Source organism: Actinocorallia libanotica (assembly GCF_039525175.1).
Classification (GTDB): Bacteria; Actinomycetota; Actinomycetes; order Streptosporangiales; family Streptosporangiaceae; genus Actinocorallia; species Actinocorallia libanotica.
Genome location: NZ_BAAAHH010000007.1, coordinates 41,951 through 68,837, shown reverse-complemented (window position 1 = coordinate 68,837; position 26,887 = coordinate 41,951). Strand labels below are relative to the sequence as shown.

General features: G+C 72.4%; 17 protein-coding genes and 1 tRNA gene. 6 read left to right on the top strand and 12 right to left on the bottom strand.

What is annotated here, in order from left to right:
• Nucleotides 1-97 precede the first annotated feature (97 nt).
• Nucleotides 98-481, top strand: a complete 384-nt coding sequence (locus tag ABD140_RS11340; protein WP_344239678.1) for an RNA-binding S4 domain-containing protein — start codon at nt 98-100, stop codon at nt 479-481.
• A 15-nt stretch (nt 482-496) separates the two neighbouring features.
• On the opposite strand, the gene ABD140_RS11335 is transcribed toward ABD140_RS11340, so the two are convergent.
• The gene (locus ABD140_RS11335; RefSeq protein WP_344239675.1) at nt 497-1,384 is read right to left on the bottom strand and encodes a hypothetical protein; all 888 of its coding nucleotides are present in this window, start codon (nt 1,382-1,384) and stop codon (nt 497-499) included.
• Complete coding sequence (locus ABD140_RS11330; protein ID WP_344239673.1) at nt 1,381-1,875, bottom strand: SigE family RNA polymerase sigma factor; 495 nt, start codon at nt 1,873-1,875, stop codon at nt 1,381-1,383. Before ABD140_RS11330 ends, ABD140_RS11335 begins: the two co-directional genes overlap by 4 nt.
• Nucleotides 1,876-2,012: 137 nt before the next feature.
• Here ABD140_RS11330 and ABD140_RS11325 point away from each other — a divergent pair, with 137 nt between their 5' ends.
• Nucleotides 2,013-2,861, top strand: a complete 849-nt coding sequence (locus ABD140_RS11325; protein ID WP_344239671.1) for a helix-turn-helix domain-containing protein — start codon at nt 2,013-2,015, stop codon at nt 2,859-2,861.
• 195 nt (nt 2,862-3,056) lie between these two features.
• Here ABD140_RS11325 and ABD140_RS11320 read toward each other — a convergent pair.
• From ABD140_RS11320 to ABD140_RS11310, 3 genes are all read right to left on the bottom strand, one after another.
• Nucleotides 3,057-3,133, bottom strand: a tRNA-Lys gene (locus tag ABD140_RS11320).
• Between the two features lie 85 nt (nt 3,134-3,218).
• Entirely contained in the window at nt 3,219-4,022 is an 804-nt protein-coding gene (locus ABD140_RS11315) for an enoyl-CoA hydratase (protein ID WP_344239669.1), read from the bottom strand.
• Nucleotides 4,023-4,088: 66 nt separating this feature from the next.
• On the bottom strand, nt 4,089-13,481 hold the full coding sequence (locus tag ABD140_RS11310; RefSeq protein ID WP_344239667.1) for an amino acid adenylation domain-containing protein: 9,393 nt from the start codon (nt 13,479-13,481) through the stop codon (nt 4,089-4,091).
• A gap of 233 nt (nt 13,482-13,714) precedes the next feature.
• Here ABD140_RS11310 and ABD140_RS11305 point away from each other — a divergent pair, with 233 nt between their 5' ends.
• Complete coding sequence (locus tag ABD140_RS11305) at nt 13,715-14,956, top strand: hypothetical protein (protein WP_344239665.1); 1,242 nt, start codon at nt 13,715-13,717, stop codon at nt 14,954-14,956.
• 4 nt (nt 14,957-14,960) lie between these two features.
• Here ABD140_RS11305 and ABD140_RS11300 read toward each other — a convergent pair whose 3' ends face one another.
• On the bottom strand, nt 14,961-15,533 hold the full coding sequence (locus ABD140_RS11300) for a hypothetical protein (protein ID WP_344239663.1): 573 nt from the start codon (nt 15,531-15,533) through the stop codon (nt 14,961-14,963).
• Nucleotides 15,534-15,730: 197 nt separating this feature from the next.
• Here ABD140_RS11300 and ABD140_RS11295 point away from each other — a divergent pair, with 197 nt between their 5' ends.
• Both ABD140_RS11295 and ABD140_RS11290 read left to right on the top strand, forming a co-directional pair.
• Nucleotides 15,731-16,648, top strand: coding sequence for an alpha/beta hydrolase family protein (locus tag ABD140_RS11295; protein WP_344239661.1), 918 nt, complete (start codon nt 15,731-15,733; stop codon nt 16,646-16,648).
• Between the two features lie 150 nt (nt 16,649-16,798).
• Nucleotides 16,799-18,007 carry a cytochrome P450 gene (locus ABD140_RS11290; protein ID WP_344239659.1) on the top strand — a complete coding sequence of 403 codons (1,209 nt, stop codon included), beginning with the start codon at nt 16,799-16,801 and terminating at the stop codon, nt 18,005-18,007.
• A gap of 8 nt (nt 18,008-18,015) precedes the next feature.
• Here the strand turns inward: ABD140_RS11290 and ABD140_RS11285 are convergent, their stop codons facing one another.
• From ABD140_RS11285 to ABD140_RS11265, 5 genes are read right to left on the bottom strand one after another with little or no spacing between them, the layout of a single operon-like run.
• A complete protein-coding gene (locus tag ABD140_RS11285) occupies nt 18,016-19,230 on the bottom strand; it encodes a cytochrome P450 (RefSeq protein WP_344239657.1) in 1,215 nt (404 codons plus the stop codon).
• Nucleotides 19,227-19,826, bottom strand: coding sequence for a GTP-binding protein (locus ABD140_RS11280; protein WP_425544105.1), 600 nt, complete (start codon nt 19,824-19,826; stop codon nt 19,227-19,229). The genes ABD140_RS11285 and ABD140_RS11280 overlap by 4 nt, the downstream gene beginning before the upstream one ends.
• Nucleotides 19,807-20,166 carry a DUF742 domain-containing protein gene (locus ABD140_RS11275; RefSeq protein WP_344239654.1) on the bottom strand — a complete coding sequence of 120 codons (360 nt, stop codon included), beginning with the start codon at nt 20,164-20,166 and terminating at the stop codon, nt 19,807-19,809. Before ABD140_RS11275 ends, ABD140_RS11280 begins: the two co-directional genes overlap by 20 nt.
• Complete coding sequence (locus ABD140_RS11270; RefSeq protein WP_344239652.1) at nt 20,163-20,588, bottom strand: roadblock/LC7 domain-containing protein; 426 nt, start codon at nt 20,586-20,588, stop codon at nt 20,163-20,165. Before ABD140_RS11270 ends, ABD140_RS11275 begins: the two co-directional genes overlap by 4 nt.
• 17 nt (nt 20,589-20,605) lie before the next feature.
• Nucleotides 20,606-22,183 (bottom strand): sensor histidine kinase, encoded by a 1,578-nt coding sequence (locus ABD140_RS11265; RefSeq protein ID WP_344239650.1) that lies wholly within the window; start codon nt 22,181-22,183, stop codon nt 20,606-20,608.
• Between the two features lie 352 nt (nt 22,184-22,535).
• Here ABD140_RS11265 and ABD140_RS11260 point away from each other — a divergent pair, with 352 nt between their 5' ends.
• On the top strand, nt 22,536-24,812 hold the full coding sequence (locus ABD140_RS11260) for a hypothetical protein (RefSeq protein ID WP_344239648.1): 2,277 nt from the start codon (nt 22,536-22,538) through the stop codon (nt 24,810-24,812).
• 24 nt (nt 24,813-24,836) lie between these two features.
• On the opposite strand, the gene ABD140_RS11255 is transcribed toward ABD140_RS11260, so the two are convergent.
• Nucleotides 24,837-26,864 carry an MMPL family transporter gene (locus ABD140_RS11255; protein WP_344239645.1) on the bottom strand — a complete coding sequence of 676 codons (2,028 nt, stop codon included), beginning with the start codon at nt 26,862-26,864 and terminating at the stop codon, nt 24,837-24,839.
• Nucleotides 26,865-26,887 lie beyond the last annotated feature (23 nt).

The window sequence follows — 26,887 nt, the reverse complement described above, 5'->3', positions numbered from 1 at the left end:
CCGGTCGGAAATATACCGAAATGTGGTTGTCCTCGCACTCTCCGTCTCCGGGTTTGAACCTCTTCCGCACCGTTCCGCACCGCCTAAAGTGGTGGTCATGGCAGCAGAGCAGGCAAGCGCCCGCGTCGACACCTGGCTGTGGTCGGTCCGCCTGACCAAGACCCGCTCCCTGGCCTCCGAGGTCTGCCGCGCGGGCCACGTCAAGGTCAACGGCACCCGCGTCAAGCCCGCCCGCTCCCTCAAGCCCGGCGACGAGATCCACTTCCGCCACGATGGCCGCGACCGCGTCGTCGTCGTCACCCGCGTCATCACCAAGCGCGTCGGCGCCCCCGTCGCCGTCGAGTGCTACATCGACAAGAGCCCTCCGCCCCCCGCCAAGGACCAGCTCCTCGGCGTCCCCGTCCGCGACCGCGGCGCGGGCCGCCCCACCAAACGCGAACGCCGCAGTATCGAGAAGCTCTTCGGCCGCCCCTCGCAGTAGGCGACCCCGGACGTCTCAGTCCGAGCACAGGTCGGGCTTCCCGTCATACCGGCAGGCGGCGGGGTCGAAGCCGCGCAGCCCCTTTCCGGGCGCCTTCCAGATCTGGAGGACCTCTCCGGCGGTGTCGAACGCGGTGATGGAGCGGATCCGGTCCTTCGGGGCGGTCATGCTCCCGTCGTCGTTCTCGTCGTAGCGGCTGTCGACGCGGGCGAGGAAGTGACCGCCCCGCAGGACGGCGTCGGCGCGGCGGCCCCGGTTCCAGACGACCTCGATCCGCACGACGCCCGGCTTGTAGCGGCCGGTGACCAGATGGTGCAGACCGTCTTGGGAGGAGCCCCGGCCGCCTTCGCCGACCCGCGTCAGATGGTCGGCCGCGTCGATGCGCAGCTTCCCGGGAAAGGACGTCAGCCCGCGCGAGGTGTCTCCCGGCCAGGGCCGGAAGGTCGGCGGCTCGGTGTTCACCTCGTCCTGCACGGCGCACAGGATGAAACCCTTGGGACCGCCGAGCAGGGCCACCGTCTCCGCACCCGCCTTCGTGCTCACCAGGATCCGGTGCTCCGAAGGCATCCCCTTCCTCGGCTTCAGGTCGGGGCCGCCCATGTTCCCCGTGGGAGGTCCGTAGCGCATGCAGGCGTTGACGAGCCACCGCTCGTCGGCCGCCGGCGAGGCCGCCTGATCGGCGGACGCCGCGGGCGGGGCGGGCCGGACGGTCTCCCCGCCCCCGAAGAGCAGCAGAGGGGCGGCGACGGCCGCCGCGGCGGCCAGGACGGCGGCCGCGCGGGTGCGCCGCCGCCGCGCGGTCCTGCGCACCGCCCGCTCCGCCAGGTCCCCGGCGGGCTCGGCGCGGTCGGCGATGCGGTGCAGGACCTCGGCGAGCAGCCTGCCGTCGTCCACGGGGCTCATGACATCTCCAGATGGACGGCGAGATCGGGGGCGAGTTCACGGAGGCGGGACAGCGCCTTGTGGGCCTGGCTGCGCACGGTCCCCACCGAGCAGCCCATGATCGAGGCGACCTCCGCCTCGGGAAGGTCCTCGAAGTAGCGGAGCACGATCACCGCCCGCTTGCGCGGCGGCAGGGCGAACAGCGCCCTTTCCAACGCCACCCGCAGATCGACGTCCGCGTCATGGTGGACGCCCTCGGGCGGCGAGCCGGTCGCATACTCGCGCCCGCGCCGCCGCCACCTGCTGATCTGCTCGTGGTACATGGCCTTGCGCACATACGCCTCCGGGCTGTCCCGGACGGACCGCCAGCGGGCCGCGGTCCTGGCCAGCGCGTTCTGCAGCAGATCTTCGGCGGCATGCTGGTCGCCCGTGAGCACATAGGCCGTCCTGATCAGACTGCCGGACCGCGCGGCGACGAACGCGGTGAAGCTCTCGCGCGCTTCCTGGTTCACGACGGGCCCTCCTTCTCCGCCCTTCAAGACGCGGAGGCGCCGCGGAACTATGCCTTCGGGCACGAGAAAAGTTCACCCCGCCCTTCACGAGGCCGAGCCGGCTCCCACCGACTCATCCCGCCCCTTACGGTTGCGGGATGAGCGTGCCCACCGACCAGATGCCCGCCGCCCTGGCGCCGTTCGTGCTCACGCTCGGCGAGTACGACCTCGGGCCGGGCTCGGGCGGGGTCCATCGGGGACTTCCTTCGACGAGGGTGACGGTCACGATCCCCGAGGAGGACCCGCTGGAGATCGCATGGGTCGGCGACCCCGGCTCAGGCGCCCGGCTCCGCGCCGTCGTGGCGGGCCTCCACCTGGGCGCGGTCGAGCTGCGGCAGAGGGGATGCACCCGCGGCGTGTGGCTGACGCTCAGCCCGCTGGGCGCTGCCGCGCTGCTGGGCGTCCCCGCCGCGGCCCTGGCCGGAGACATCGCCGATCTCACAGACGTGGCCCCGGCCCTGGCCGCCCTGCCGGAGCGCCTGGCGTCCTGCCGGACCTGGCCGCAACGCCGCGCCCTCGTCGAACGCGCCCTCCTGGCCGGCCTGGCCCGAAACGGCGCCCGCGCCGACCAAGGCGAACTGCGAGCCGCCCTCGCGGCCCTGTCCCGCACCACCCGGGTGCAGGAGGCCGCCCGCCTGCTCGGCTGCTCGCGGCGGCACCTGAGCGGCACGGTGCGCAGCGAACTCGGCGTGACGGCGAAGGAGTACCAGCGCCTCGTCCGCTTCGAGACGGCCCGCAGCCGGCTCGTGACCGCGGCCGCCTCCGGACGTCCCGCCTTGGCAGCGGTGGCCGCCGCATCAGGCTTCACCGATCAGGCGCACCTCACCCGCGAGTGGCGGACCATGACCGGTCACACCCCCGCCGAGTGGCTGCGCACCGAAGTCCCGACCACGCGTTCCCAGATGCTCAAGACCCCGCAGCCCCTCGCTCCCACGATGGCCACATGATCCCCCACGGCGCCGAGGCGGTCGTCCCCTCCGGCCACACCTGTGGATCATCACCGGCGCCCTGCGCTGACCCCTTGCCCGAAGTCCGGGGCCGCAGTACAGATCCAGGAGGCAGCGGCCGTGGGGCCGGGTGAAGACCCGAAGACCCTCGGAAACGAATTCAGCGCAGCTCCGGAAGGAGCTGCGCTGAAGAGGTGGTGCGCCGCCAGGGACTCGAACCCCGGACCCGCTGATTAAGAGTCAGCTGCTCTAACCAACTGAGCTAGCGGCGCGGGTGGTGCGGGAGGCGGCTTTCGCCCCCTCCGACATGAGAACACTACCAGGACGGGGGGAGGTGCGCGAACCGATATCTGGTGGTCAGTCCGTGAAGACCGGGGGGCGGCCGTCCTTGCGGGCGCGGATGGACTCCTCGAAGTTGCGGGTGGTGAGGCGGACGAGGAGCTGGGCGGTGCCCTCCTGCTCCAGGTGGGACTGGAGGCCGGCGGTGTCGAGGCTGGACCAGAGCATGCGCTTGGTGAGTTCGACGCCCAGGCGGCTGTAGGCGGCGATGCGGTCGGCGAGGGCGTAGGCGGTGTCCAGGAGGTCGGGGCGGGGGACCGCCGAGGAGACCAGGCCGATGGAGGCGGCCTCGGCGGCGGTGACGTCGCGGCCGGAGAGCATGATCTCGAAGGCGCGGGAGGCGCCGATGGCCCGGGGGAGGAGGTAGGACAGGCCGAGTTCGGCGGCGGTGAGGCCGTTGTTGATGCCGGCGGCGCGGAAGATCGCGTTCTCGGCGGCGAAGCGGATGTCGGTGGCCATGGCCAGGCACATGCCGCCGCCGACGGCGGGGCCGTTGATCGCGCCGATGACGGGCTGGTGCGCCTTGCGCAGGGCCAGGACGACGTCCTCCAGCTCCTCCATGGCGCGGCGGGCGATGGAGGGGAGGGTGAGGCCGTCGATGTCGGGGAGCGGCCCGGGGTCCTCCAGGTCGGCGCCGGAGCAGAACCCGTCGCCCGCCCCGGTGAGCACGATGACCCGCACGTCGTTGTCGCGGCTGACCCGCTCGACCGTCTCCCGGAGCGGGATCATGACGTCGAAGGCCATGGCGTTGCGCCGCTCCGGGCGGTTCAGGGTGATCAGGGCGACGTGTTCGCGGGGGTGGTCCAGCAGAACGTAGCTCATGCCCGCGAAACTAGAACAGGTTCTATGTCAATGACAAGAGCCTTCCGAGGTAGAGGGAACGTGTTATCACCGCTTGCGCCAGGCCGCCTGCAGGGCGTCGATCTCCTGCTGGTCGAGTTCGACGAGCAGGTCGGAGGAGGTGAAGCCGCCCGCGCCCTCGGACCGGGCGTGCGCCACCAGGCCCGCCAGGGCGGTGCCCAGCGCCTCGGCGAGGTCCCGGACGTCGGCCTCGGCGAGCAGGGCGTCCGGCCACGACCAGGTGAAGGACAGGACGGAGCCGCCCGGGTGGTCGCGCGTCACGGCGTTGATCTCCAGGACGTGCGCCATCGGCATGCGCGGGTCCTCGCCGGACGGCGGCTCCTCGGGCGCGGGGCTCCAGTCGTCGGCGGAGGAGGCGATCCGGCCCAGGTAGTTGAACGCCAGCTGCGCCCGCGGCAGGTCGCCCAGCTCCTCGGCGGCCTCCTCGTTGAGGTGGCGCAGCAGGCCGTAGCCGATGCCGTTGTCGGGGACGCGGCGGAGCCGCTCCTTGACGGCCTTGAGCGCCTGCCCGGCGGCAGGACCCCCGGAGGCGACCTCCTGCCAGTCGACGGCGCCGGGGTCGAGGCGGATCGGGTGGATCGTGGTGAACCAGCCGACGGTGCGCGACAGGTCGACGCCCGGCACGATCTCCTCGCGGCCGTGGCCCTCCAGGTCCAGCAGGACGCCGGTGCCCCGGCCGCCGCGCCGCCTGCGCCAGTGGGAGACGGCCAGCGAGAGGCCCGTCAGCAGCACGTCGTTGATCTGCGCGTGGAACGCCGCCGGAACGGCGGTCAGCAGCGGCTCGGTGACCTCGGGCGGCAGTGAGGTGCTCAGATGGCGCGCCGTCGCGGCCGTGTCCACGGCCGGGTCGAGGGCGCGGGAGCCCAGCTTCGGGTTGGCGCCTTCGACCAGGTCGAGCCAGGTGTCGAGCTCCTCGGCGCGGCGGGGGTCGGCGGCTTCGGCGGTGAGCTTCTGCGCCCAGCGCCGGAACGACGTCGGGACGGGCGCGAGCGGGGCGTCGGACGCCCACGCCGAGACCAGGTCGGGCAGCAGGATGCGCCAGGAGACGCCGTCCACGACGAGGTGGTGCAGCACGACCAGCAGCCGCCCCTGCTCGTCCGCGCCCGCGTCGAACCAGACGATCCGGGCCATCGAACCCGTCTCGGGGTTCAACCGGGCGGCCGCGGCCTTCCCCTCGGCCATGATCGACTCGGCGTCGAACCCCTCGACCCGGTGGACGAGCCCCGAGGCGGAGACGTCCCCGACGGCCTGGACGACCGGCTGCCCGTCCTCCACCCGCAGCCGCAGCATGTCGTGGTGGTCCAGGACGGTCTGCAGGGCGTGCGTCAGCCGTTCGGTTCCGAGCCCCGGAGGCACCCGCAGCAGGACGGACTGGTGGAAACCGTCGCTGATGCCGCCGCGCTCCCGCAGCCACGCCATGATCGGCGTGATCGGCACGGGCCCGACGCCCGCCCCGGCGGGTTCGGCCTCCACCAGGTCGCCTTCGCCCGCCGGGCGTGCGACTTCGGCGAGCTCCGCGACCGTCTGGAGCTGGAACACCTCCCGAGGCGTGATGAGGAGCCCCGATTGGCGGGCCCGCGAGACGAGCTGGATGGCGATGATCGAGTCGCCGCCCAGGTCGAAGAACCCGTCGTCGACGCCGACCTGCGCCAGCCCCAGCACCTCGGCGAACAGCGCCGCGAAGGTCTCCTCGGCCTCGTTGCGCGGTTTCCTGCCGCCGTCGCGGACCTGCGCCACCGGTTCGGGCAGGGCGTTGCGGTCGAGTTTGCCGTTGGCGGTCAGCGGCAGGACGTCCAGCTCGTGGAAGACCGCCGGGACCATGTGCACGGGCAGCCGCTCACCGAGGAACCTCCGCAGATCCGCGGTGTCGACGCTCTCACCCGCCCCGGGCACGACATAGGCGACGAGCCTCTGCTCGCGGGCGACGACCGCGACGCCGGACAGCCGGGGGTGTTCGGCGAGCGCCGCCTCGATCTCGCCCAGCTCGATCCGGAAGCCGCGGATCTTCACCTGGAAGTCGGCGCGCCCCAGGTACTCCAGGGACCCGTCGTGCTGCCACCGGGCGAGGTCCCCCGACCGGTACATGCGGCTCCCGGAAGGCCCGTACGGGTCGGCGACGAACCGCTCCGCCGAGAGCCCCGGACGGTTCAGGTAGCCGCGCGCCAACCCGGCTCCGGCCACGTACAGCTCGCCCACGACCCCGGGAGGGACGGGCTGGAGCCGCTCGTCGAGCACGTAGACGCGCAGGTCGGGGATGTTCGTGCCGATGACCGAACCGGGTGCCGTCAGGCAGTACTCCTCGTCCAGCGCGATGTAGGAGACGTGCACGGTCGTCTCGGTGATGCCGTACATGTTGACCAGTACGGCGTCCCGCCGGGCGGCGTACCAGTCGCGCAGCCTGCCGAGTTCGAGCGCCTCACCGCCGAAGACGACGTACCGCAGCGCCAGATCGCGCCCGTCGTCGACGGCCATCAGCTGGTAGAAGGCGGAAGGCGTCTGGTTCAGGACGGTGACGCGCTCCCGGGAGAGCAGTTCGAGGAAGTCCTCCGGGCTGCGCGACGTCGCGTAGGGCACGACGACCAGACGGCCTCCGTACAGCAGCGACCCCCACAGCTCCCACACGGAGAAGTCGAAGGCCGTCGAGTGGAAGAGCGTCCACACATCGTCCGGGCCGAAGGAGAACCACGGATCGGTGGCCTGCAGCAGCCGGATGACGTTCTCGTGGGGGACGATCACTCCCTTGGGACGTCCGGTGGAGCCCGACGTGTAGATCACGTACGCCGGGTTGCCCGGGTCGATCCGCACCTCGGGGGAAGTGGTAGGCCGGTTGATGGCGGCCGCCATGACGGCGGCGTCGACGGTCATGACGGGTTCGCTGTCCGCCAGCATGTACGCGATCCGGTCGGCCGGATAGTCGGGGTCGACGGGTACGTACGCCGCGCCCGTCTTCAGTACGCCCAGCAGCGCGACGATCAGCGCCGGCGAACGCGGAAGCGCGACGGCCACGAACTTCTCCGGGCCCGCGCCGCGCTCGATCAGCAGGTGCGCGAGCTGGTTGGCGCAGGCCTCCAGCTCGGCGTACGTGAGGTGCTTGTCCTCGTAGGTGACGGCCACCGCGTGCGGAGCGCGCACGGCCTGCGCGTGGAAGAGCTCCGGGATCGTCGTGCGCCCGAACGTCTCGACCGGCTCGGCCGTCCCGCCCCACGTCTCCAGGATCGTCCTGCGTTCGGCGTCGTCGAGGAGCGGCGCGGTGCTGATCGGCGCGTCCGGGGCGGCGAGAAGGCCCTTGAGCAGCCGCTGGAACCGGGTGGCGAACTCCTGCGCGGTGGCCGGGTCGTACAGGTCGAGGGCGTATTCGAGCTCCCCGTCGAACCCCGCGGGCGCCCCCGAGGGGGTGAACCGCTCGGTGAGGGCCACCAGCAGGTCGAACCGGGCGACGGTCGCGTGGAGCGGCTCCACCTCGGCGGTGAACCCCGGGAGCTCCAGCTTGGCCTCGGGGTTGTTCTGGAAGGCGAGCCCGTTCTGGAAGAGCGGGTGGCGCCCCAGGTGGCGGGGCGGGTTCACGACCTCCACGAGCCGTTCGAAGGGCAGGTCCTGGTGGGCGTACGCGGCGAGCCCGCCTTCGCGCACGCGGCCGATCAGCCTGCGGAAGGTGGGGTCGCCGGAGGTGTCGGTGCGCAGGACGAGCATGTTCACGAACATGCCGATCAGGTCGTCCAGCGCGGCGTCGGTGCGCCCGGCGATGGGGGAGCCGATCGGGATGTCCGTGGAGCCGCTCAGCCGGGCCAGCAGCACCGCGTACGCCGCCTGGACGACCATGAACTCCGACGCCCGCGTCTCCCGCGCCAGCTCGGAGATCCGGGTCTGGACGGCGGCGTCCAGCGTGAACCGCAGGGTCCCGCCGCGGAAGGACGCCTCGTCGGGGCGGGGCCGGTCGGCCGGCAGCGCCAGCTCCTCGGGCAGCCCCGCCAGGGCGTCGCGCCAGAAGGCGATCTGCCGGGACAGCAGGCTGCCGGGGTCGTCCTCGGAGCCGAAGAGCTCCTGCTGCCACAGCGTGTAGTCGGCGTACTGGACGGGTAGCACCCGCCAGCCGGGCTCGCCGCCGCCGGCGCGGGCGGCGTACGCGGTGACGACGTCACGGGCCAGCGGGGCCAGGGACCAGCCGTCGCCCGCGACGTGGTGCAGCACCAGGAGCACGATGTGCCGGTCGGGCGCGAGCCGGAACAGGTGGGCGCGCAGCGGCGGCTCCACCGAGATGTCGAAGCCGTGCCCGGCCGCCTGGGCGAGCAGGGCGGGGAGCGTCGCCGCGGTGGCCTCGGCGTGCTGGATCAGCGGCCGTGCCGCGGCCGCGTCCAGGATCTGCTGCCGGGGCACCCCTCCGGAGTCCGGGTAGATCGTGCGCAGGGCCTCGTGCCGTTCGACGACGTCCCCGAGGGCCCGCTGGAGCGCGTCGCGGTCGAGCTCTCCGGTCAGGCGCAGCGCGATCGGCAGGTTGTACGTCGCCGAAGGGCCTTCGAACTTGTTGAGGAACCACAGCCTCTGCTGCGCGTACGACAACGGAATCTGCGCCGGGCGCACCGCCGGGAGCAGCGCCGGACGCACCGCGGCGGTGTCCTCCAGCAGCGCGCTGAGACCGGCCACGGTGGGCGTCTCGAACAGCGCGCGCACCGGCAGCTCGACGCCGAGCGCGGCGCGGGCCTTGGTGGTGACGCGCATCGCCAGCAGCGAGTTGCCGCCGAAGAGGAAGAAATCGTCGTCGATCCCGATCCGTTCCGCGCCGAGCAGCTCGGCGAAGATCTCGGTGAGGATGCGTTCCCGCTCGTTGCGCGGGGCGCGGTAGACGGTCGTGGCGAGCTGGGACGGGTCGGGTTTGGGCAGGCTCTTGGTGTCGACCTTGCCGTTGGGCGTCAGCGGCAGGGATTCCAGCACCGTCAGGGCCGCGGGGACCATCGACTCGGGCAGGTGCTGCCGGACGAAGTCCAGCAGCTCCACGGGATCGATGACGGCGCCCGGGGCGGGCACCGCGTAGGCGACGAGCCGGGGGTCGCGGGCCTCGGCCACGCGCCGCCGCACCCTGTCGCGGACCTCGGAGGCCCCTGGAAGGCCGAGGGATTCCAGCGTGCGGGACGGGTCGGCGCTCACCGCCTCCAGCACCAGCCGCAGCCATTCGGCGAGGCGCCGGGCGGTGGCCTCGGTGAACAGGTCCGTCGCGTAGTCGATCCGCCCGGCGAGCCCGCCCTCTTCGGTGGGCTCGAACTGGAACTCCAGGTCGAACTTGGCGACGCCCGGGTCGATGTCCTGCCTGGCGACGACGAGGCCGTCCAGCTCCACCCGTGCCGGAGGGTTGTTCTGCAGCGTGAGCATCACCTGGAACAGCGGGTGGCGGGAGAGCGAACGCGCCGGGTTCAGCAGCTCGACGAGCCGCTCGAAGGGCAGGTCCTGGTGGGCGTAGGCGGCGAGGTCGGTGTCGCGCACCCGGGCCAGCAGCTCCTGGAAGGAGGGGTCGCCGGAGGTGTCGGTGCGCAGGACGAGCGTGTTGACGAAGACGCCCACCATGCCGTCCAGCTTCTCGTCGGTGCGTCCGGCGATGGGGGAGCCGAGGGGGATGTCGTTTCCCGCGCCGAGGCGGGTCAGCAGCGTGCTGAGCGCGGCTTGCAGCACCATGAACAGGCTCGCCTGCGAGGAGCGGGCCAGCCTCTGCAGGTCCTGGTGCAGGCGCGGGTCGAGTGTGAAGGTGTACGGCCGGCCCCGGTACGACGCGACGGGCGGCCGTTCGTGGTCGAGGGGCAGCGGCAGCTGGTCGGGCAGGCCCGCGAGCGTCTTCTGCCAGTAGTCGGCCTGCCGGGAGATCAGGCTCTCCGGATCGTTCTCGTCGCCGAAGAGCTCCCGCTGCCATACCGCGTAGTCGCGGTACCGGACCGGAAGGGGGGACAGGGAGGAGCCCGTGTAGGCGGCGATGACGTCGTGGGCGAGCGGAGCCATCGACCAGCCGTCGCCCGCGATGTGGTGGATCACCAGCAGCAGGACGTGCTCGTCGGGGGAGATCCGGTAGAGGTGCGCACGGATCGGGAGGTCGCGGGTGAGGTCGAACCCGCGGGACGCCTCTTCGGTGAGCACCGTGACGAGGTCCGCCTCGGCGACGTCCGTGACGGTCAGGACGGGCGCGTCGTCCAGCACGCGCTGGCACGGCTCCTCGTCCACCTGGACGAAGACCGTCCGCAGCGCCTCGTGGCGGGCGGCGGCGGCCCGCAGCGCGTCCTCCATCGCCATCGCGTCCACCTTGCCGCTCAGCCGCAGGCAGATCGGCATGTTGTACGTCGCGGACGGGCCTTCCAGCCGGTCGAGGAACCACAGGCGGCGCTGCGCGTAGGAGACGGGGGAGAGCCCGGGGTGGTCGCGGCGCTCCAGCGGCGGGCGTTCGCTGCCGTCCCGGCGGGCGGCCACGGCGGCGAGCCCCGCCACGGTCGGGTTCTCGAACAGGTCCGGCACGGCCAGGTCGACGCCGAGCGCCGTGCGCGCCCGCGACACCAGCCGGGTGCCGATCAGCGAGTCACCGCCGAGCGCGAAGAAGTCGTCGTCCACGCCCACCTCGGGCAGCGCCAGCAGCTCGGCGAAGATGCCGGCGAGGATCTCCTCCTGCGGGGTGCGCGGCGCGCGGCCGGACGAGGCGGTGAACTCCGGCGCGGGCAGCGCCTTCAGGTCGAGCTTGCCGCCCGGGGTGCGCGGATAGGCGTCCATGGTGACGACCGCCGCGGGGACCATGTAGTCGGGCAGGACGGCGGCGGCGTGGCGGCGGAGCTCGGCGGGGTCGGGGTCGGATCCGATGACGTAGGCCACGAGCCGCTTGTGCCCGCCGTCCTCGCGGACCGCGACGACCGCGCCGGTGACCCGCGGGTGCCGTGCCAGGACCGCCTCGATCTCGCCCGGCTCGATGCGGAAGCCGCGCACCTTCACCTGCGCGTCGGCACGGCCGATGTAGTCCAGGACGCCGTCGGGCCGCCGGCTGACCAGGTCGCCCGTGCGGTACATGCGCGCGCCGGGCTCGAACGGGCAGGCCACGAACCGCTCGGCGGTCATCCCCGGCCGGTCGAGGTAGCCGCGGGCCAGGCCCGCACCGGCCAGGTAGAGCTCGCCCGGCACGCCGTCGGGGACGCGGCGGAGCGCGCTGTCGAGGACGTAGGCGCGGGTGCCGCGGACCGGGCCGCCGATGGGAGTGCCGCGGCCGTGGGGGAGCGGCCCGAAGGTGGCGGCGACGGTGGTCTCGGTGGGCCCGTAGCCGTTGGTCAGCCGCCGGCCCTCGGACCAGGCGGCCGCCAGCTCCTCGGAGACGGCCTCGCCGCCCACGGTGAGGCCGTGCAGCCGCGGCAGCCCCTCCGGGTCCACGGTGGCCAGCGCGGAGGGGATGACGATGGAGTGGGTGACCTCGGAGAGCAGCGCGTGGAGCCGCTCTCCGGCCTGGACGCCGGGCGGGGCGATGACCAGCGCCGCACCCGACCAGAGCGCCATGACCAGTTCCAGCACCGAGGCGTCGAAGCCGGGGGAGGAGAGCAGGAGGACCCGCGAGTCCTCCTGGACCTCCCAGAACCCGGCCTGGCTCAGGGCCAGGCTCGCCAGCCCCCGGTGCGGGACGACGACGCCCTTCGGCCTGCCGGTGGAACCGGAGGTGTAGATGACGTACGCCGCCTCGTCGGGGTGCGGGTCGTGACGGACGGGGGCGCCGTCGTACGCGGCGGCGTCCTCGTAGCGCTGCCAGTCGGCCGCGGGGAGGCCGTCCAGGTGCTCCGACGCGGTGAGGTGCAGGGCCGGACGGCAGTCGTCGAGCATGTAGCGCAGCCGGTCGGCCGGGTAGGCGGGGTCCAGCGGCACGTGGGCGGCGCCGGTCTTGCCGACGGCGACGACGGAGACGACCAGGGCGAGCGACCGGGGGAGGGCGAGGGCGACGAAGCGGCCGGGACCGGCGCCCTTCTCCAGCAGGAAGCGGGCGAGCCTGTTGGCGGCGGCCTCCAGCTCGCCGTAGGTGAGGGACTCCTCGCCGAGCCGCGCCGCGACGGCGTGCGGGCGTCTGCGCGCCTGCTCCTCGACCAGCCGGGCGAGGCTCACCGGCGGGACGGCGGGGCCGCCGTCCAGCGCCGGGGGCTCGGTCCCGAAGCCGATCCGCGCGACCGGCGTCCCGGGGTCGGCCTCGGCGAGCGCTTCGAGGCAGCGCAGGAAGCCGTCCCGCAGCACGGCGAGGTCCTCGGGCGCATAGAGGTGGGTGTTGCCGTCGAAGTCGATCCGCAGCTCGTCTTCGAACCCGTCGTAGACGTTGATCGAGAGGTCCTGGGTCGGCCCCAGCGACAGCACCTTCAGGTCCAGCCGGGCGTCGGGCAGCGAGAGCTTCCGGTCCATCCGCAGGATGTTGACGACCGGCCCGTACAGCGGCCGCGGGTCGTGGGTGAGCTGCAGCTCGCGGCGCAGCTCCTCATAGCGGTAGCGCTGTCTGCGCAGGAGCTGCCCGGCGTCGCGGGTGACCAGCCTGACCAGTTCGGCCACGCTCATCGACGGGTCCAGCCCGACCCGCAGCGGCAGGACGTTCGACGTCATGGCGGGCGTCCGGCGGGCCGCCGGCGTCGTACGGGCCGTCACGGGCAGCCCCAGGCTGACGTCGTCGGCGCCCGTCATCCGCCCGGTGTAGGCGGCGGCCGCCGCGAGCACCAGCCCCGGAACGTTCGTGCCCAGTCTGCGGGCGGCCTCCGGCAGGTGCCCCGCGAGGGTTCCGCTCTGCCGGTGGAAGCCGGCCGAAGGCGGCGCGGACCTGCCCGACAGGCTCCGCACCTCCGGGAGCTCCGCGAACCGCTCCACCCAGTAGTCGCGGTCCCGCGCGTGCCGTTCGGACCCGGTGTAGGCGTGCTCCCCGGCCAGCAGCTCGGCGAGGGAGCCCAGGTCGAACCGGGGCTCCTCCCCGCGTGAAAGCGCCGTGTACGCCTCCGTCGCCTGCCGGAGGATGAGCTGCCCGCCGTATCCGTCCAGGGCGATGTGGTGCGAGCGCACGTAGAAGTACGCGCGTTCGGGGCCCAGGCGCAGCAGCGCCAGCCGGGCCAGGGGGTCGCGGGTCAGGTCGATCGGCGCGAGCAGGTCCTCCCACATCCACCGCAGGGCCGCGTCCTCGGGGTCGGCCGCGCCGCCGAGGTCCATCCGCATGACGGGCCCGACCCGCGAATGGTCGGTGCTCTGCCAGGGAATCCCGTCCTCCTGCGTCAGCCGGACCTGCAGCGCCTCGATTTCTCTGAGTGTGCGCCCGGCTACCCGGCACAGCAGTTCCTCGTCGAAGGGGCCGGTCAGATCGGCGTAAAGCCCAATCTTCATCGGGAGGTCCGGAGACAGCTGCTGAGCAGCCCAGATGCTGAACTGCGCGGGGGAGAGAGCAAACCTGTCCTGCATAAATTCAAGACATTACAGCGGGCCTTGGAAGGAGGGCAAGCTTTCTTTCTCGCTGTACAGAGGAGATCTGTCTGTACACCTTTTTATTCCCGGTGCCGAATTCCGCTGCGAATGGCGGCGGGCCGGGGCGGCGCCCTCCTCGCCGGGGCGGTGCGGCCCTCCCCGGCGGGACGGCGGCGCCGGCCCCGGGAAGTTGATCACGATCCCGCATCGAAAACGATAGGTTCTGGGACGTGACGGAAGATCTCTGGAAATCGGTGGTGACCGCCGCGGTGGCCGGCGGGCTGGCCGGGGCGGCGATGGGCGGACGCGGCGGAGCGCGGCGGGCCGCGGCGGGGGCACTGGCGGGCGCCGCCGGGCTCGGGGCGGGCGAGGCGGTGGCGCGCCGGAGGATGAAGCCGGGGCAGATCCCGCCGCTGTGGCAGCGGATCGCGATGAGCGGGGCGCTCGCCGCGCCGCTGGGCTGGCTGGCCGGGAGGGCGGGCGCCTCCACGGGGACCGCGGCGTTCCTGGCGGGGAGCGCGGCGGGGGTGCTGGGCGTACGGCCGCAGAAGGCGCTGCTCGGGCCGGTGGTCGGGCTGGCGGCGGGATGGGCCGGACGCGATCTGTCCCCGGCCGCGGCGGCCGCGGGGGCGGTCGTGGCGTTCCGGGCGGTCTCCGCCGCGCTGTTCCGCGACGCGCAGGTCGAGCTGCTCGCCGAGCAGGTGGCGGCCGAGGAGCTCCCGTTCGTGGTGCCGATGGCGGCGCGCTCGTCCTACGTGGGCACCGGTTACGTCAAGGAGCTCGCCTCCCATCTGGGGGGAGAGTACGTCGAGGACGCCCCCAACGTCGGCATCGTGCCCACCCTGGACGTCCTGGAGGGGCCGGGCTTCGCGCCGGAGCGGGTGGACCCGCTGGTACGGGAGTTCTACGAGCACACCAGCCGCTTCGCGCTGGACATCGTGCCCGAGTGGCGGACGTGGGTGCGGCCCGGCTACCTGCTCTACCGCTCGTTCGTCGCCCGGCCGCTCGGGCAGGCGAACGTCCCGATGAACCAGAAGGAGGCGCAGCGCGGGGTGCGGGGGCGCATCCACACCGTCAACCTCCCCGACCGGCAGCTGCGCGGCTGGATCCGCGCCTACTCCGACACCGACGAGCCCATCTACGTCGGCATCTACACCACCTACCGGCACGCGGGGCGCGGCTACGTCAGCGTCGGCTTCCCCGCCCCGCACTCCAGCTTCACCGCCACCCTGGCGCCGCTGGCCAGGACGGACGGCGGCCTCACGCTGACCAGCACCAGCGACCTGCCCCACCCCGGCCACTACCTGACCTACGTGGACCCCGAGAAGGACGAGCTCACCACGCTGGAGGTGAAGGGCTTCTCCGAGCGGCTCGACGTCTACGTCCGCGACGGCGAGCTGAAGGCGGACCACGCCTTCGCGCTGTTCGGCATCCCCTTCCTGGTCCTGCGCTACCGGATGACCAGGAAGTAGCGCCTCACCAGAGGTTGGTGCGCATCAGCACGAGCTTGCGCGTGCTCTCGTAGATGAGGACCTCGAAGGCCTTGCGGCACTCGTTCACCAGGTCCGCCGTGCCCTCCTTCACCGCTCGCTCCGGATCGCGGGTGAGCAGGACGAAGGCGGCCTGGTAGAGCGTCACCGCGGCGGGCGGGCCGGGCGCGGGCTTCAGGTCGCGGAACTCGTGCAGGACGACGCGGCTTCCGTAAACGGGCTGCTCCCGCAGGCACCCCGCCGAGAGCGTGGTGACGCCCCGCAGCCGCCTCGTGCCGAACGCCTCCGGCTCCCGTACGGCGCGGTGCAGGTTGTGCGTCCCCCGGCGGTGGCCGCCCGTGAGGTCGTCCGTCACCAGGACGAGGAAGTCGAAGATGTCCTTGTGCCGCGCCTTGAGCCTGCCGAACGCCCGCGTCGTCTGCAGGTAGAGCGGCGCCTCGCCCGGTGGGGCCGGCGCGACGGGGAGCGCCTCCGGACCGGTCCGGGGAACGAGATACCCGCCGTCGTCCCGGATGAGGAAGACGTGGTCGTACGTCGTCGAGTCGTCGGCGAAGTCCACGGGAACCTCCCTGAGATTCTCAGTTCCGAGGCTTTATCGATCTTCCGTACCTGTCAAGACCGGTGCGGCCGGGTGGCGGACTGTGGCCGCGCCCGGCCGCCGGGTGCGCGTTCCGCCGGCCTCTTGACGATCGCGTATCCATGAAGGAAACTCTGTCTGCTTTAACGGAACAGCGTTTCCTTATATATGGAGGTTCCATGCGTCTCCGCGGACTGGCCACGGCCACCGTCCTCACCTCCCTCCTGACCGGACTCGCCGCGGGCCTCTCCGCCCCCGCGGCCGCGGACACCGGCGTCGCCCACTACTCGTCGCAGATCGAGAACGACGGAACCGACGTCTACTACCCGTCCGGCGCCACCGGGGAGCTGCCGGTCGCGCTGATGCTCCAGGGCGCTCAGGTGCACCGGATGCACTACGCGCGATACGCCCGGGAGATCGCCTCGCACGGCTTCGTCGTCGTGGTGCCCAACCACAAGCGGCTGCTCTTCTTCGACAACGACTACTACGCCTCGCAGAGCCAGCCCGCCGAGACGGTGGACTGGATGGACGACGAGAACGCCAGGGCGGGATCCCCGCTGCAGGGCAGGATCGACACCGACACGCTGGTGCTGCTCGGCCACTCCTTCGGCGGGGCGACCGGCCTGGCCATCGCCGAGAGCACGTGCGTGACGCCCTTCTGCACGGGCCTGACCTACACCATGCCCTCGGAGGTCAAGGCGGGCTCGTTCTTCGGCACCAACAACAAGCTGCCGGGTCTGGGAATCTTCCCCGAGGTCGACAACCGCGTGCCCGTGCAGCTCGTGCAGGGCACCGCCGACGGCGTGGCGCTCCCGGCCGACGCCGAGACCACCTACGGCAAGATCAAGGACAACCCGAAGCAGATCGTGCGGCTGGCCGGCGCCAACCACTACGGCATCACCGACGCGCAGAACCCGGCGGGCGCCGACCCCGACGCCGCGGCCCAGACGATCACCCAGGACCAGAGCATCGAGACCGCCGCGCGCTGGGCGGCGCGGTTCCTCAAGGCGGCGCTGGGCGACGCCGCCGCGGCCGGCTACGTGTGGTCGACGGGCGACGCCGCCGACCCGCTGGTGACCGTCACCGGCGCGCAGTAATACCGGCTGATATGTCCCGTCGTGTCGTGAATGTACTTTTGGCAAAGGTGAGTCGTGCGACACGGCGGGACATTTCCCGGTAGATCTTGATCATGAACCCTGACCTCTTTAGGGTGGTATTGGCAAAATGCCCTCTCTGGGAGGTTGATTATGGGATCGGAAATACCCGATATTCTGTCCGCCGAATTCGCCGCGGATCCCTACCCGGCCTACAAGATCCTGCGTGACGAGGCGCCGCTGCTGCACCACAAGGCGATGGAGTCCTACGTCGTCTCCCGTTACGAGGACGTCGAGCGGGTCTTCAAGGACCAGGTCTTCACCACCGCCAACTACAACTGGCAGCTGGAGCCGGTGCACGGCAAGACCATTCTCCAGTTGAGCGGCCGCGAGCACTCCGTGCGGCGGGCGCTGGTGGCGCCGGCGTTCCGCGGAAGCGAACTGGAGGAGAAGTTCCTCCCCGTCATCGAGAAGAACGCCGCGGAACTCATCGACGCCTTCCGCACCGACGGGAGCGTCGAGCTCGTCGGGCAGTTCGCCACCCGCTTCCCCATCGGCGTCATCGTCGACATGCTCGGCCTCGACAAGGCCGACCACGCCCGGTTCCAGAAGTGGTACACCTCGATCATCGCCTTCCTGGGCAACCTCTCCCAGGACCCGGACGTGGCCGAGGCGGGCCTGCGCACCAAGGAGGAGTTCGCCGAGTACATGCTCCCGATCATCCGGGACCGGCGCTCGAACCTCGGCGACGACCTGCTGTCCACCCTGGTCACCGCCGAGATCGACGGCGAGGCCATGAGCGACGAGGACGTCAAGTCGTTCTGCAGCCTGCTGCTGGCCGCCGGCGGCGAGACCACCGACAAGGCGCTGGCCAGCATGTTCGCCCTGCTGCTGCAGCACCCCGACCAGCTCCAGGCGGTGCGCGAGGACCGGAGCCTCATCGGCCGCGCCTTCGCCGAGGCGCTGCGCTTCCACCCGCCGGTCCACATGATCATGCGGGAGCCGTCGGAGGACGTGGAGATCGCCGGCGGCGTGATCCCCGCGGGCAGCACGGTCACCGCGCTGATCGGCGCGGCCAACCGCGACGAGCGCCGCTACAAGGACCCGGACTCCTTCGACATCTTCCGGGACGACCTCAACGTCGACAACGCCTTCTCCGCGGCCGCCAACCACCTGGCGTTCGCGCTGGGCCGGCACTTCTGCGTGGGCGCGCTGCTGGCGAAGTCCGAGGTCGAGGTCGCCACGAACATGCTGCTCGACGCGATGCCCCACATGGAGCTCGAAGAGGGCTTCGCGCCCGGCGAGAAGGGCGTGTTCACCCGCGGCCCCGCGGAGCTGCGGGTGAGGTTCACCCCGGCGTGAGGCCGCGCCTAACCGCGTGAGACGCGCGTGGTGGGCGTGAAGGAGACGGGAAGGGCGAACAGTCCCCGCATCCACAGGGACGGACGCCACTTCAGGTCCTTCGCGTCCACCGCGAGCCGGACGTCGGGCAGCCGGTCCAGCAGCACCTCGATCGCGGTCTTGGCCATGATCTCGCCCATCTCGGGACCGGGGTAGGTGCAGCCGTGCTCGCCGTGCCCGAACGACATGTGGGCGCGGTTGATCCCGGTGTCGTGGAAGTCCGGCCGCACCTGCGGGTCGCGGTTGGCCGCGGCGAACCCCAGCACCAGCAGGTCGCCCCGGCGGATGCGCCGCCCGCCCAGCTCGCAGTCGTGCACCGCCCAGCGCCCGATGAAGTTCTGGGTCGGGGTGTCCTTCCACAGCACCTCGTTCAGCGCCTGCGCGACGCTGCTGCGCCCGCCCTGGAGGCTGACCGAGAAGTCGTCGTCGATGAGCATCAGGCGCAGCGCGTTGCCGATCCAGTTGCCCGTCGGGGCCTGCGCGGCGGCCAGCACCACCAGCAGGTCGATGACGATCTCCTCCTCGGTGAGGCCCGTCGGGTGGGCCAGCAGCCGCGACGGCACGTCCGGGCCCGGGTGGTCGCGCTTGTCCTTGACCAGCCGCTGCATCCGCGCCTGCACCCGGGCGTAGGCGTCGGCCGCGCCCTCCCCGACGTCCAGGGACTCGGCGATGTCGCGCACCAGCACCGGCACGTCCGCGTCGGGCAGGCCGAAGATCTTCGCCAGCACGTAGAGCGGCATGACCATGCCGTACTGGGCGACCAGGTCGGCCTCGCCGTCCCCGGCGAAGGTGTCGATGAGCAGGTCCGAGGCGCGCTCGCAGATGGACGACAGCTCGGTGCGGTCGATGACGTCCAGCGCGTCGCCGATCGCCCCGGCCCTGCGCTGGTGCTCGCCGCCCTCGGCGAACATGATCGAGGGCGTCCAGCCCACGTAGGGCAGCAGCGGCCAGGTCTCGGGGATGTGGGGCCACTGGTTCCAGCGCCGGGAGTCCCGCGCGAACAGCTGCGGGTTGCCGGTGACGTGGTGGACCTCCCGGTACCCGATCACGAACCAGGCGGGGATGTCGTCGTCCAGCAGGATCGGCGCGACCCGCCCGTGGCGGGCGCGGATCTCCTCGTACAGCTCCGCGGGGTCGGCGGCGATGTGCGTGCCGTAGAGGCGGACCGGATCTTCGGTGGTCATGGCGTGCGCTCCGCGAGACGGGTCAGGTGACGGACCAGCGTGATCAGGACGAGCTTGCAGGACTCCCGAGACCGGGCGTCGCAGTCGAGCAGGGGTACCTCCGGGTCGAGGGAGAGCGCGTCGCGCACCTGCTCCAGGCTCGGCCCGCGGCCCTCGAACCGGTTGACCGCCACCACGAACGGCATCCCGTGGTGCTCCAGGCGGTCGATGGCGTACCAGGAGTCGGCCACCCGGCGGGTGTCCACCAGGACGACCGCGCCGAGGCTGCCCGCGAAGAGCTGGTCCCACAGGAACCAGAAGCGCTCCTGTCCGGGCGCGCCGAAGAGGTACAGGATGTTCTCGGCGTTGAGGGTGATGCGTCCGAAGTCGAAGGCGACGGTGGTGGACCGCTTGTCGCGCACCTGGCCGATGTCATCGACGCCCACCCCCGCCTGCGTCATGATCTCCTCGGTGCTCAGCGGGCTGATCTCGCTGACCGCTCCGACCAGGGAGGTCTTGCCGACCCCGAAGCCGCCCACGATCACGATCTTCAGTCCGGTGGTGGCCGTGCCGCGCAGCGGTGCGCGCACGGCCGTGTCAGAGGCTCTCGAGTCCAATGAGTACCTGCTTCAGGGTTTCCATGTCGGGGAGTTGCGCCTTCCCCGCGGGGGGCGACGGCCGTCGCAGGGACAGCCGTCCGGTGTCGAGCAGATCGCTGACCAGGATCTTCACGACGCTCACGGGCAGGCGGAGTTCGGCGGACAGCTCCACGATCGCGATCGGGGCGCGGCTGAGGTCCAGGATCCGCATGTGCTCGGACTGCATGCCGGGGGCGGGGTCGAACTCCGCGATGACCAGGCTGACCAGGTCCAGCCCGGTGTCGCCGGCGTCGCCCCGGCCGCCCGTCACGGTGTACAGGCGGTCGGGGTTCTCGTCGTCGAGCCGGCGCCTGCTCATGACACCGGTTCGGGGCCGCGCGGCGCGGCCGTCAGGAAGCCGCCGATCTGCTCCACCAGCTCGTTCATGTTGTGCCCGACGACGCCGACGTCGGCGTCCTCGTCGGCCACGACCGCCAGGTGGGCGCCGGCCCCCGCCCGGATGATCAGCAGCAGCCCGCCGGCGAACTCGACCATGGCCTGTCCGGGCCCGAGCCGGTCGCCGAACTCCGCGGAGGCGCTGAGCGACAGGCTCTGGATGCCGGCCGCGATGGCCGAGAGGTGGTCGGCCTTGTCGACGCTCAGCCCGGGGGTGAAGCACATCTTCAGGCCGTCCTTGGACAGCACGAGGATGTGGCGGACGCCGGGGGTGCGCTGCCGGAGGCTCTCCAGCAGCCACTCCAGGGTCTGGTCGGTCGTGCCGGAAACATCGGTGGTGCTCATCATCGGGAAGCCGATCCCTATCTCTCGTCCTGGGCGGTGGAGGTGTCCTGGTTCGCCGCCTTGCGGAAGGCGGCGAATCTGGCTCCGGTGTCACGGGGCGACGGAGAGGTCCCGGCCGCGGCGTCGGGCAGGACGTTCTGCTCGGCGGCGGCGAGGGCCGCGCCCCGGGGGCGCTTGGGCAGCCCGGACCAGTCCCCGGTCCCGAAGGAGTCGCCGGAGGGCGGTTCGGAGGGCGCCGCGGACGGTGGTGCCGTGGCCTCTCGGGGCGGCGGGGACGCGGGTTTCTGCTGGGTGACGAGCTGGCGGGGGATCATCAGGACGACACCGGTGCCACCGCGGGAGGACGGCCGGAAGCTCACCGACAGGCCGTACTTGTCGGCGAGCCTGCCGACCACGGCCAGGCCCAGCCGGGTGCCGGCCAGGGTCTTCAGGTCGCTCCGCTCGGAGACCAGGGTCTCGGCGCGCAGCCGTTCGCGCTTGCGCATGCCGAGGCCGCTGTCCTCGATGGTGATGATGATGCCGGCGTCCTCCTCTTCGAGGTAGGCGTGGACCTCGCTGCCGTGCGCGGAGAACGTGGTGGCGTTGTCCATGAGCTCGGCGAGGGCGTGCATGACGCCCTCGGCCGCGTAGCCGACGATGGCCGAGTCGCTGGTGGCGTGCAGGCGGACGCGCCGGTAGGCGTTGATGCGGCCCATCGCGCCGCGCAGGATGCTCTCCATGCCGATGGGCCTGGTCCAGCGGCGCCCGGAGCGGCCGCCGCTGAGCAGCGCGATGCTGTCGGCGAGCCTGCCGAGCTGGGAGATCCGGTGGTCGAGGTCGAGCAGGTCGGCGAACACCTTGTCCTCCCCGTACCGGTGCTGCAGCTCGCGCAGCTCGGCCAGGAGGCTGGTGGTCTGCGCCTGGACGCGGGCCGCGGCGTTGGCGCAGGCGGCCATCGCGGCGGTGCCTCGGCGCTCGCCGGCGACGATCTCCTGGGCGACGCACTCCAGCAGCCGGGCGAGGGCGGGGTCCTCGGGCCGGGAGACCGCGGCGACGGCGGTCTCCAGGGAGGCGTTCTCCTCGCGGACGCGGCGGACGAGATCGGGCAGGACCTCGTCGGTGAGCCGGGTGACCTCCCGGCCCGCCGCGGTGCCGTCGCGCAGGGCGGCGGCGGTCCGCTGCTCGGCGGCGGCCAGTTCGCTGGCGGTGACGTACAGCAGGCGCTGCAGCTGGAGGTGGGCGGGCGGCTGGGTCTCGGCGAGCAGCGCCTCCAGGGGGGCGCCCTCCCGGGCCCGGCGGACCAGGGCGGGCAGGACCTCCTCGCAGATGCGGTGGAGCTCCTGCTCGGTGGCGGCCGTCTCGCCCGCGGTGCGGGCGAGCCGCCGTTCGGCCCAGCTCTTGTGGGCGGCGAAGTAGACCGCGAACGCGCTGGCCAGGCAGAAGGCGAGCGCGGCGGCGCCGCCGGCCCAGCCCGTCACCTGCCTGGCGTCGGTGGGAACGGACGTCACCGCCCACAACCAGATCGCACCGGCGCCGAGAACGCAGACCAGCCAGGCGATCAGGGCCTTCTCCACCGGCGGGCGCTCGGCCCGCCCGGATTGGGAAGCGTGTGACATCTCTCTCGGGTCCTCATCAACAGGCTGAAGACGGAAGTGGGTGGCTACAGAGGGCAGCTTGCCTTATTTCCTGGTGGGGGAGATGTCGTTTGCCGCAACTGATGGCATGACAAAAATCCCACTCGCGACAGGCCCACCCGGCAAACCTCCCATTTCGGTCATTCGGGTGTGAACTAAATGGACAGGGGATCGGCCGCTGAGAAATATACATGTGTGGCACGTTTGACGGCTATTTGCCGTGCTCAGCCGGTGACGGCGCGTCCCTTCCAGGAGGCTCTGCTGGAACAGATGTCGCGTTCGTCACGTCTGAGAGGTGACGGTCGGCGGTGGAGGGACCCGGGACGGAGGGGCGATGGCGTTTCCTGAACTTCGGCAGAGCCTGACTGCTTATCTGCAGCGACGCCGGGGGGAGGGAAGGCTGCGGCAGCTCGTCCTGGTGACGACGGCCTGGCGGGTCTGGCACGCCGACGAGCGGTACTCCGACTGCTGCCGCGCGCTGCGGCTGCTGCTCCGGTCGGTGGCGGGGCCCGAGGACCTCGGACAGGGGGATTCCTGGTGCGCCGCGGCCGACCGGGACGAGGTGGCCTGGGAGCGGTGGGCGCGGGGGAAGGACGCCGCGGAGGTGCTGGAGGAGTACGTCCGGGGGCTGGAGGAGCGCGGCGAGCACGGGGACGCCTCCCCGGCCGCCGGAAGGCTCCGCATCCTGTGCGACCCCGTCCGGGCGCGGCACCTGCTGCCCGAAGGCTCCTTCGCGGCGGCGCACTGGACCGAGCTGGACGTCCGGTTCCTCTGGTACGCCGGGGAGTGCCGGGTGCACTTCACCTTCGGCTTCTGGGCGACCCCGCCGCCCTTCGTGCCCGCCGACGTGGCGGAACGGTACGCGGCGGCCGAGGAGCCCGCGCCGGCGGACTTCGAGCGGCTCGCCGAAGAGGTGGCCGAACGGCGGGTGGCGGAGTTCTTCGCCCCCGTCGTCACCCGCGTCGGCGAACGCGACTACGCGGCTCCGCGGTTCTGGGTGCTGGCCCTCGACGGGACCCGGGACCCGGTGGGCCACCTCGAACGCGACCCGCTCGCCGCCCAGCTCGTCCGGTCGCTGCTGCGCCGCGGCGTCGGGGACAGCGGAGTGGCGCAGAGCGTCGTGGACGGCTCGGTGCTGGCGCTGCGCCGGTTCGGGCCGGAGCCCGCCGACGGGTCCGTGCTGCGCCCCGTCTACCTGCTGGTGCCCCGGCCGCCCGCCGACGCCGACGCCGACGACCGGCGCGTGCGGCTGGAGTCCGACCTCGCCGTCCGGGAGACCGCCGCGCTGCTCACCGAGATCGAGGCGCGCGTGGCGGCCGGGATGCACGACCTCGACCGGTCCCTCAACGTGTGGAAGACGCACGTGGAGGTCTACGACGCCGCGGCGCAGCAGGCGTCGCTGCTGTGGGACGCGCTCGCCCTGCACATGCCGGTCGGCGCCGACCGGCGGCTGGCCGACACCCACCGGGCGATCGAGCTGGTGCACCAGACCCTGCTGCAGGGCGTCGCGGACATCGCCTACCTCGTCCGGCAGGTCGACCTGCTGTCGGCCGAGGTCGACCAGCTCCAGGAGGACCTCGGCGACCTGCTGGACCGGCGGCTGGCCGAGCGGCCGCTGCACGGCGCGCGGAGCCTGCGGGAGGCGTTCCTGCGCAGCAGCCACCTGGGGCACCTGCGGCGGCTCGCCGAGAACGTCCGGCAGGTGGCCGCCTCGGTGAACGTGCAGTACAAGGACCTGCTCGGCTCCATCGGCCACGCCTTCGACGAGCGGCGCGTCCGCGAGGCGGACGTCCTGCAGAAGGCGGGCGGGACCATCGCGCTGGCCGGCGCGCTGTTCTCGTTCGTGGCGCTGCTGGACTTCCTGCTGGAGATCAAGATGGATCCGGCGTCCTGGGCGTCCTGGCTGGAGCCGTGGGTGAACCACGGGATCCGGGGCGGGACCGTCGCGGGCTTCCTGCTCCTGCTCTTCATGATGATGCGCTCGCACCGGCGGATGAAGGCCGACCAGAAGATCGGCTCACCGGACTTCCACGAGCGCTACGGGCGGCTCCTCAGCTACCTGCGCGACGCCTCCACCATGCACCTGGACGGCCTGCGCGACCGCCCGGCGGAGGAGTGGGCCGCCTACGACGAGGACCTGTCCGTCCGCTTCGCCGAGCTGTGGGACGAGGCCACCCGGGCCGTCCCCGGGCAGAGCCGCCGGCCCGGCCGCGACCGCCGCGCCGGCGAGTACGACCCCGACCGCGACATCGCCCGGCTCACCGCCGAGACCGAGCAGTGGACGCTGCGCGCCCTCCTGCTCACCGAGCGACCCCGCAGCCTCGGCGCGTACCGCCTTCCCCGCCTCACGCTCCTTTACCGCCACTGCGTCGCCCTGGACCGCGCCCGCCCGTGGCGCCCCGCGGTCCCCACCGTCCACGACACCGAGCTGGAGGCGGCCCTCCTGCACGCCGGATACGACCGGGCGGAGACCCTCGGCATCGACCGCGCCCTCACCGGGCGGCTGGCCTCCCCGTGCGCGCCCGCCGACACCGGAGCCCTCCTCGAACTGGTCGTCCGCACCCTCCGCGACCCCCTTCCCCGCTCCGGGGCGAAGACGCCGCCCCCGTGACGGGGAAGGGGGTGCGGGAGCCCGTCAGGGGCGGAGCTTGCGGCGGGTGGGCCACCACATGCGCGGCCCCAGGTCGTAGGCGAGCGCGGGGACGAGCAGGGAGCGCACGACGAGCGCGTCCAGCAGCACCCCGAACGCCACGATGAAGGCGAGCTGGACGAGGAAGACCAGCGGGAGCACCGCGAGGGCGCCGAAGGTCGCCGCGAGCACGACGCCGGCGGAGGTGATGACGCCGCCGGTGGCGACGAGCCCGCGCAGGACGCCCTCGCGCGCGCCGTGCTCGAACGCCTCCTCGCGCACCCGTGTCATGAGGAAGATGTTGTAGTCCACGCCCAGCGCCACCAGGAACACGAACCCGAACAGCGGCACCGACGGGTCCGAGCCCGGGAAGCCGAAGACGTGGTCGAACACCAGCGAGGCCACGCCGAGGGTGGCGGCGAACGACAGCACCACCGTCAGGATGAGCACGACCGGCGCCGTCATGGCCCGCAGCAGCAGCGCGAGGATGGCCAGGATCACCAGCAGCGCGACGGGGATGATGAGGGACCGGTCGTGCTCGGCCGTCACCCGCGTGTCGTACTGGGAGGCGGTGTACCCGCCGACGAGCGCGTCGGCCCCGGGCAGCGGGTGCAGGGCGTCGCGGAGCCCGGCCACGGTGTCCATGGCGGCGGCCGAGTCGGGCGCGTCGGTGAGGGTCGCCTGCAGCATGGCGCGCCCGTCGACGACCTTCGGCTCGCCGGACGGGTCCGCCACCGGCCGCACGGAGGCCACCCCCTCGACGGCCTGCGCGGTCCGCGCGGCGTCCTGCAGGGCGTCCGCGTCGACGACGACGACCGCGGGGTTGCCGGAGCCGGACGGGAAGTGCCGCTGCAGCGCCTCCTGCCCGACGATGGAGGGCTCCTTGTTGAGGAAGACGTCGGACTGGGCGATGCCGTCGGCCTTCAGCGTCGGCATGAACAGCGCCAGCACGCCCAGGGCGAGGGCGGTCGTCACCCAGGTGCGGCGCGGGTGGCGGGAGATCAGCCCGGCGAGCCGGTCCCAGACCTTGTGGCCGCGGTCGAGGCGGCGCGAGGGCCAGTAGGCGGCGCGGCCGAGGAGCGCCAGCGCGGCGGGCAGGAAGGTGATCACCGCCAGCAGGGCGCAGCCGACGCCGATGGCGGCGACGGGGCCGAGGGAGCGGTTGGAGTTGAGGTCGCTGAGCAGCAGGGTCAGCAGGCCCGCCGCGACGGTGAAGGCGCTGGCGGTGATGGGGGCCAGGGAGGCGCGCCAGGCGCGCTTCAGCGCGGGCCAGGCGTCGGCCGCGGCGAGCTCCTCGCGGTACCGGACGGCCAGCAGCAGCGCGTAGTCGGTGGCGGCGCCGACCACCAGGATGAACATGATCCCCTGGGTCTGCCCGTCGAGGGTGAGCATGCCGCGGTCGGCCAGCAGGTAGACCAGGGCCGAGGCCAGGGCCAGCGCCAGCACCGCGGTGAAGATCACCACCAGGGGCAGCAGCACGCTGCGGTAGACCAGCAGCAGGATGAGCAGGACGACGCCGAGCGCGACCATGAGCAGCAGGCCGTCGATGCCGGCGAACGCCTTGGACAGGTCGGCGCCGACGGCGGCGCTGCCCGTCACGTGCGCCTGGAGGCCGGGGACGGCGGCCAGCTCCCTGATCCGGTCGACCGGGGGGTCGTCCAGCGCGGCGTCCAGGGGGATCACCGCCTGGAGGGCGCGGCCGTCGTCGGACCGCAGGGGCGGCGAGGGCGCCCCGGCGGCGATGCCCTCCTCCCGGATGCGGTCGATCGCGGCGGCCGCCCGCTTCTCGGCGTCCGGGCCGATCTCGTCCGCGGACTCCCAGACGACGATCGCGGGGACCGTGCTGCGGTCCTCGAAGCCCTCGCGGAGGCCGGCCACGCGGGTCGACTCGGCGGTGGACGGCAGGAACGCGGTGCTGTCGGTGGACTGGACCTCGCCGAGGCGGCCGGTGTACTGGCCGAGGGGTCCGGCTCCGGCGATCCAGATCAGGAGGACGAGGGCGAGCGGCAGCCATCGCCGCCACTTCTTCGACATATCGTCAGGCTTCTTTCCGCAAT

Coding starts and splice junctions, on each gene's coding strand:
- ABD140_RS11340 (WP_344239678.1), top strand. CDS start 98: ATGGCAGCAGAGCAGGCAAGCGCCCGCGTCGACACCTGGCTGTGGTCG.
- ABD140_RS11335 (WP_344239675.1), bottom strand. CDS start 1,384: ATGAGCCCCGTGGACGACGGCAGGCTGCTCGCCGAGGTCCTGCACCGC.
- ABD140_RS11325 (WP_344239671.1), top strand. CDS start 2,013: ATGAGCGTGCCCACCGACCAGATGCCCGCCGCCCTGGCGCCGTTCGTG.
- ABD140_RS11315 (WP_344239669.1), bottom strand. CDS start 4,022: ATGAGCTACGTTCTGCTGGACCACCCCCGCGAACACGTCGCCCTGATC.
- ABD140_RS11310 (WP_344239667.1), bottom strand. CDS start 13,481: ATGCAGGACAGGTTTGCTCTCTCCCCCGCGCAGTTCAGCATCTGGGCT.
- ABD140_RS11295 (WP_344239661.1), top strand. CDS start 15,731: ATGCGTCTCCGCGGACTGGCCACGGCCACCGTCCTCACCTCCCTCCTG.
- ABD140_RS11290 (WP_344239659.1), top strand. CDS start 16,799: ATGGGATCGGAAATACCCGATATTCTGTCCGCCGAATTCGCCGCGGAT.
- ABD140_RS11285 (WP_344239657.1), bottom strand. CDS start 19,230: ATGACCACCGAAGATCCGGTCCGCCTCTACGGCACGCACATCGCCGCC.
- ABD140_RS11275 (WP_344239654.1), bottom strand. CDS start 20,166: ATGAGCAGGCGCCGGCTCGACGACGAGAACCCCGACCGCCTGTACACC.
- ABD140_RS11270 (WP_344239652.1), bottom strand. CDS start 20,588: ATGAGCACCACCGATGTTTCCGGCACGACCGACCAGACCCTGGAGTGG.
- ABD140_RS11265 (WP_344239650.1), bottom strand. CDS start 22,183: ATGTCACACGCTTCCCAATCCGGGCGGGCCGAGCGCCCGCCGGTGGAG.
- ABD140_RS11260 (WP_344239648.1), top strand. CDS start 22,536: ATGGCGTTTCCTGAACTTCGGCAGAGCCTGACTGCTTATCTGCAGCGA.
- ABD140_RS11255 (WP_344239645.1), bottom strand. CDS start 26,864: ATGTCGAAGAAGTGGCGGCGATGGCTGCCGCTCGCCCTCGTCCTCCTG.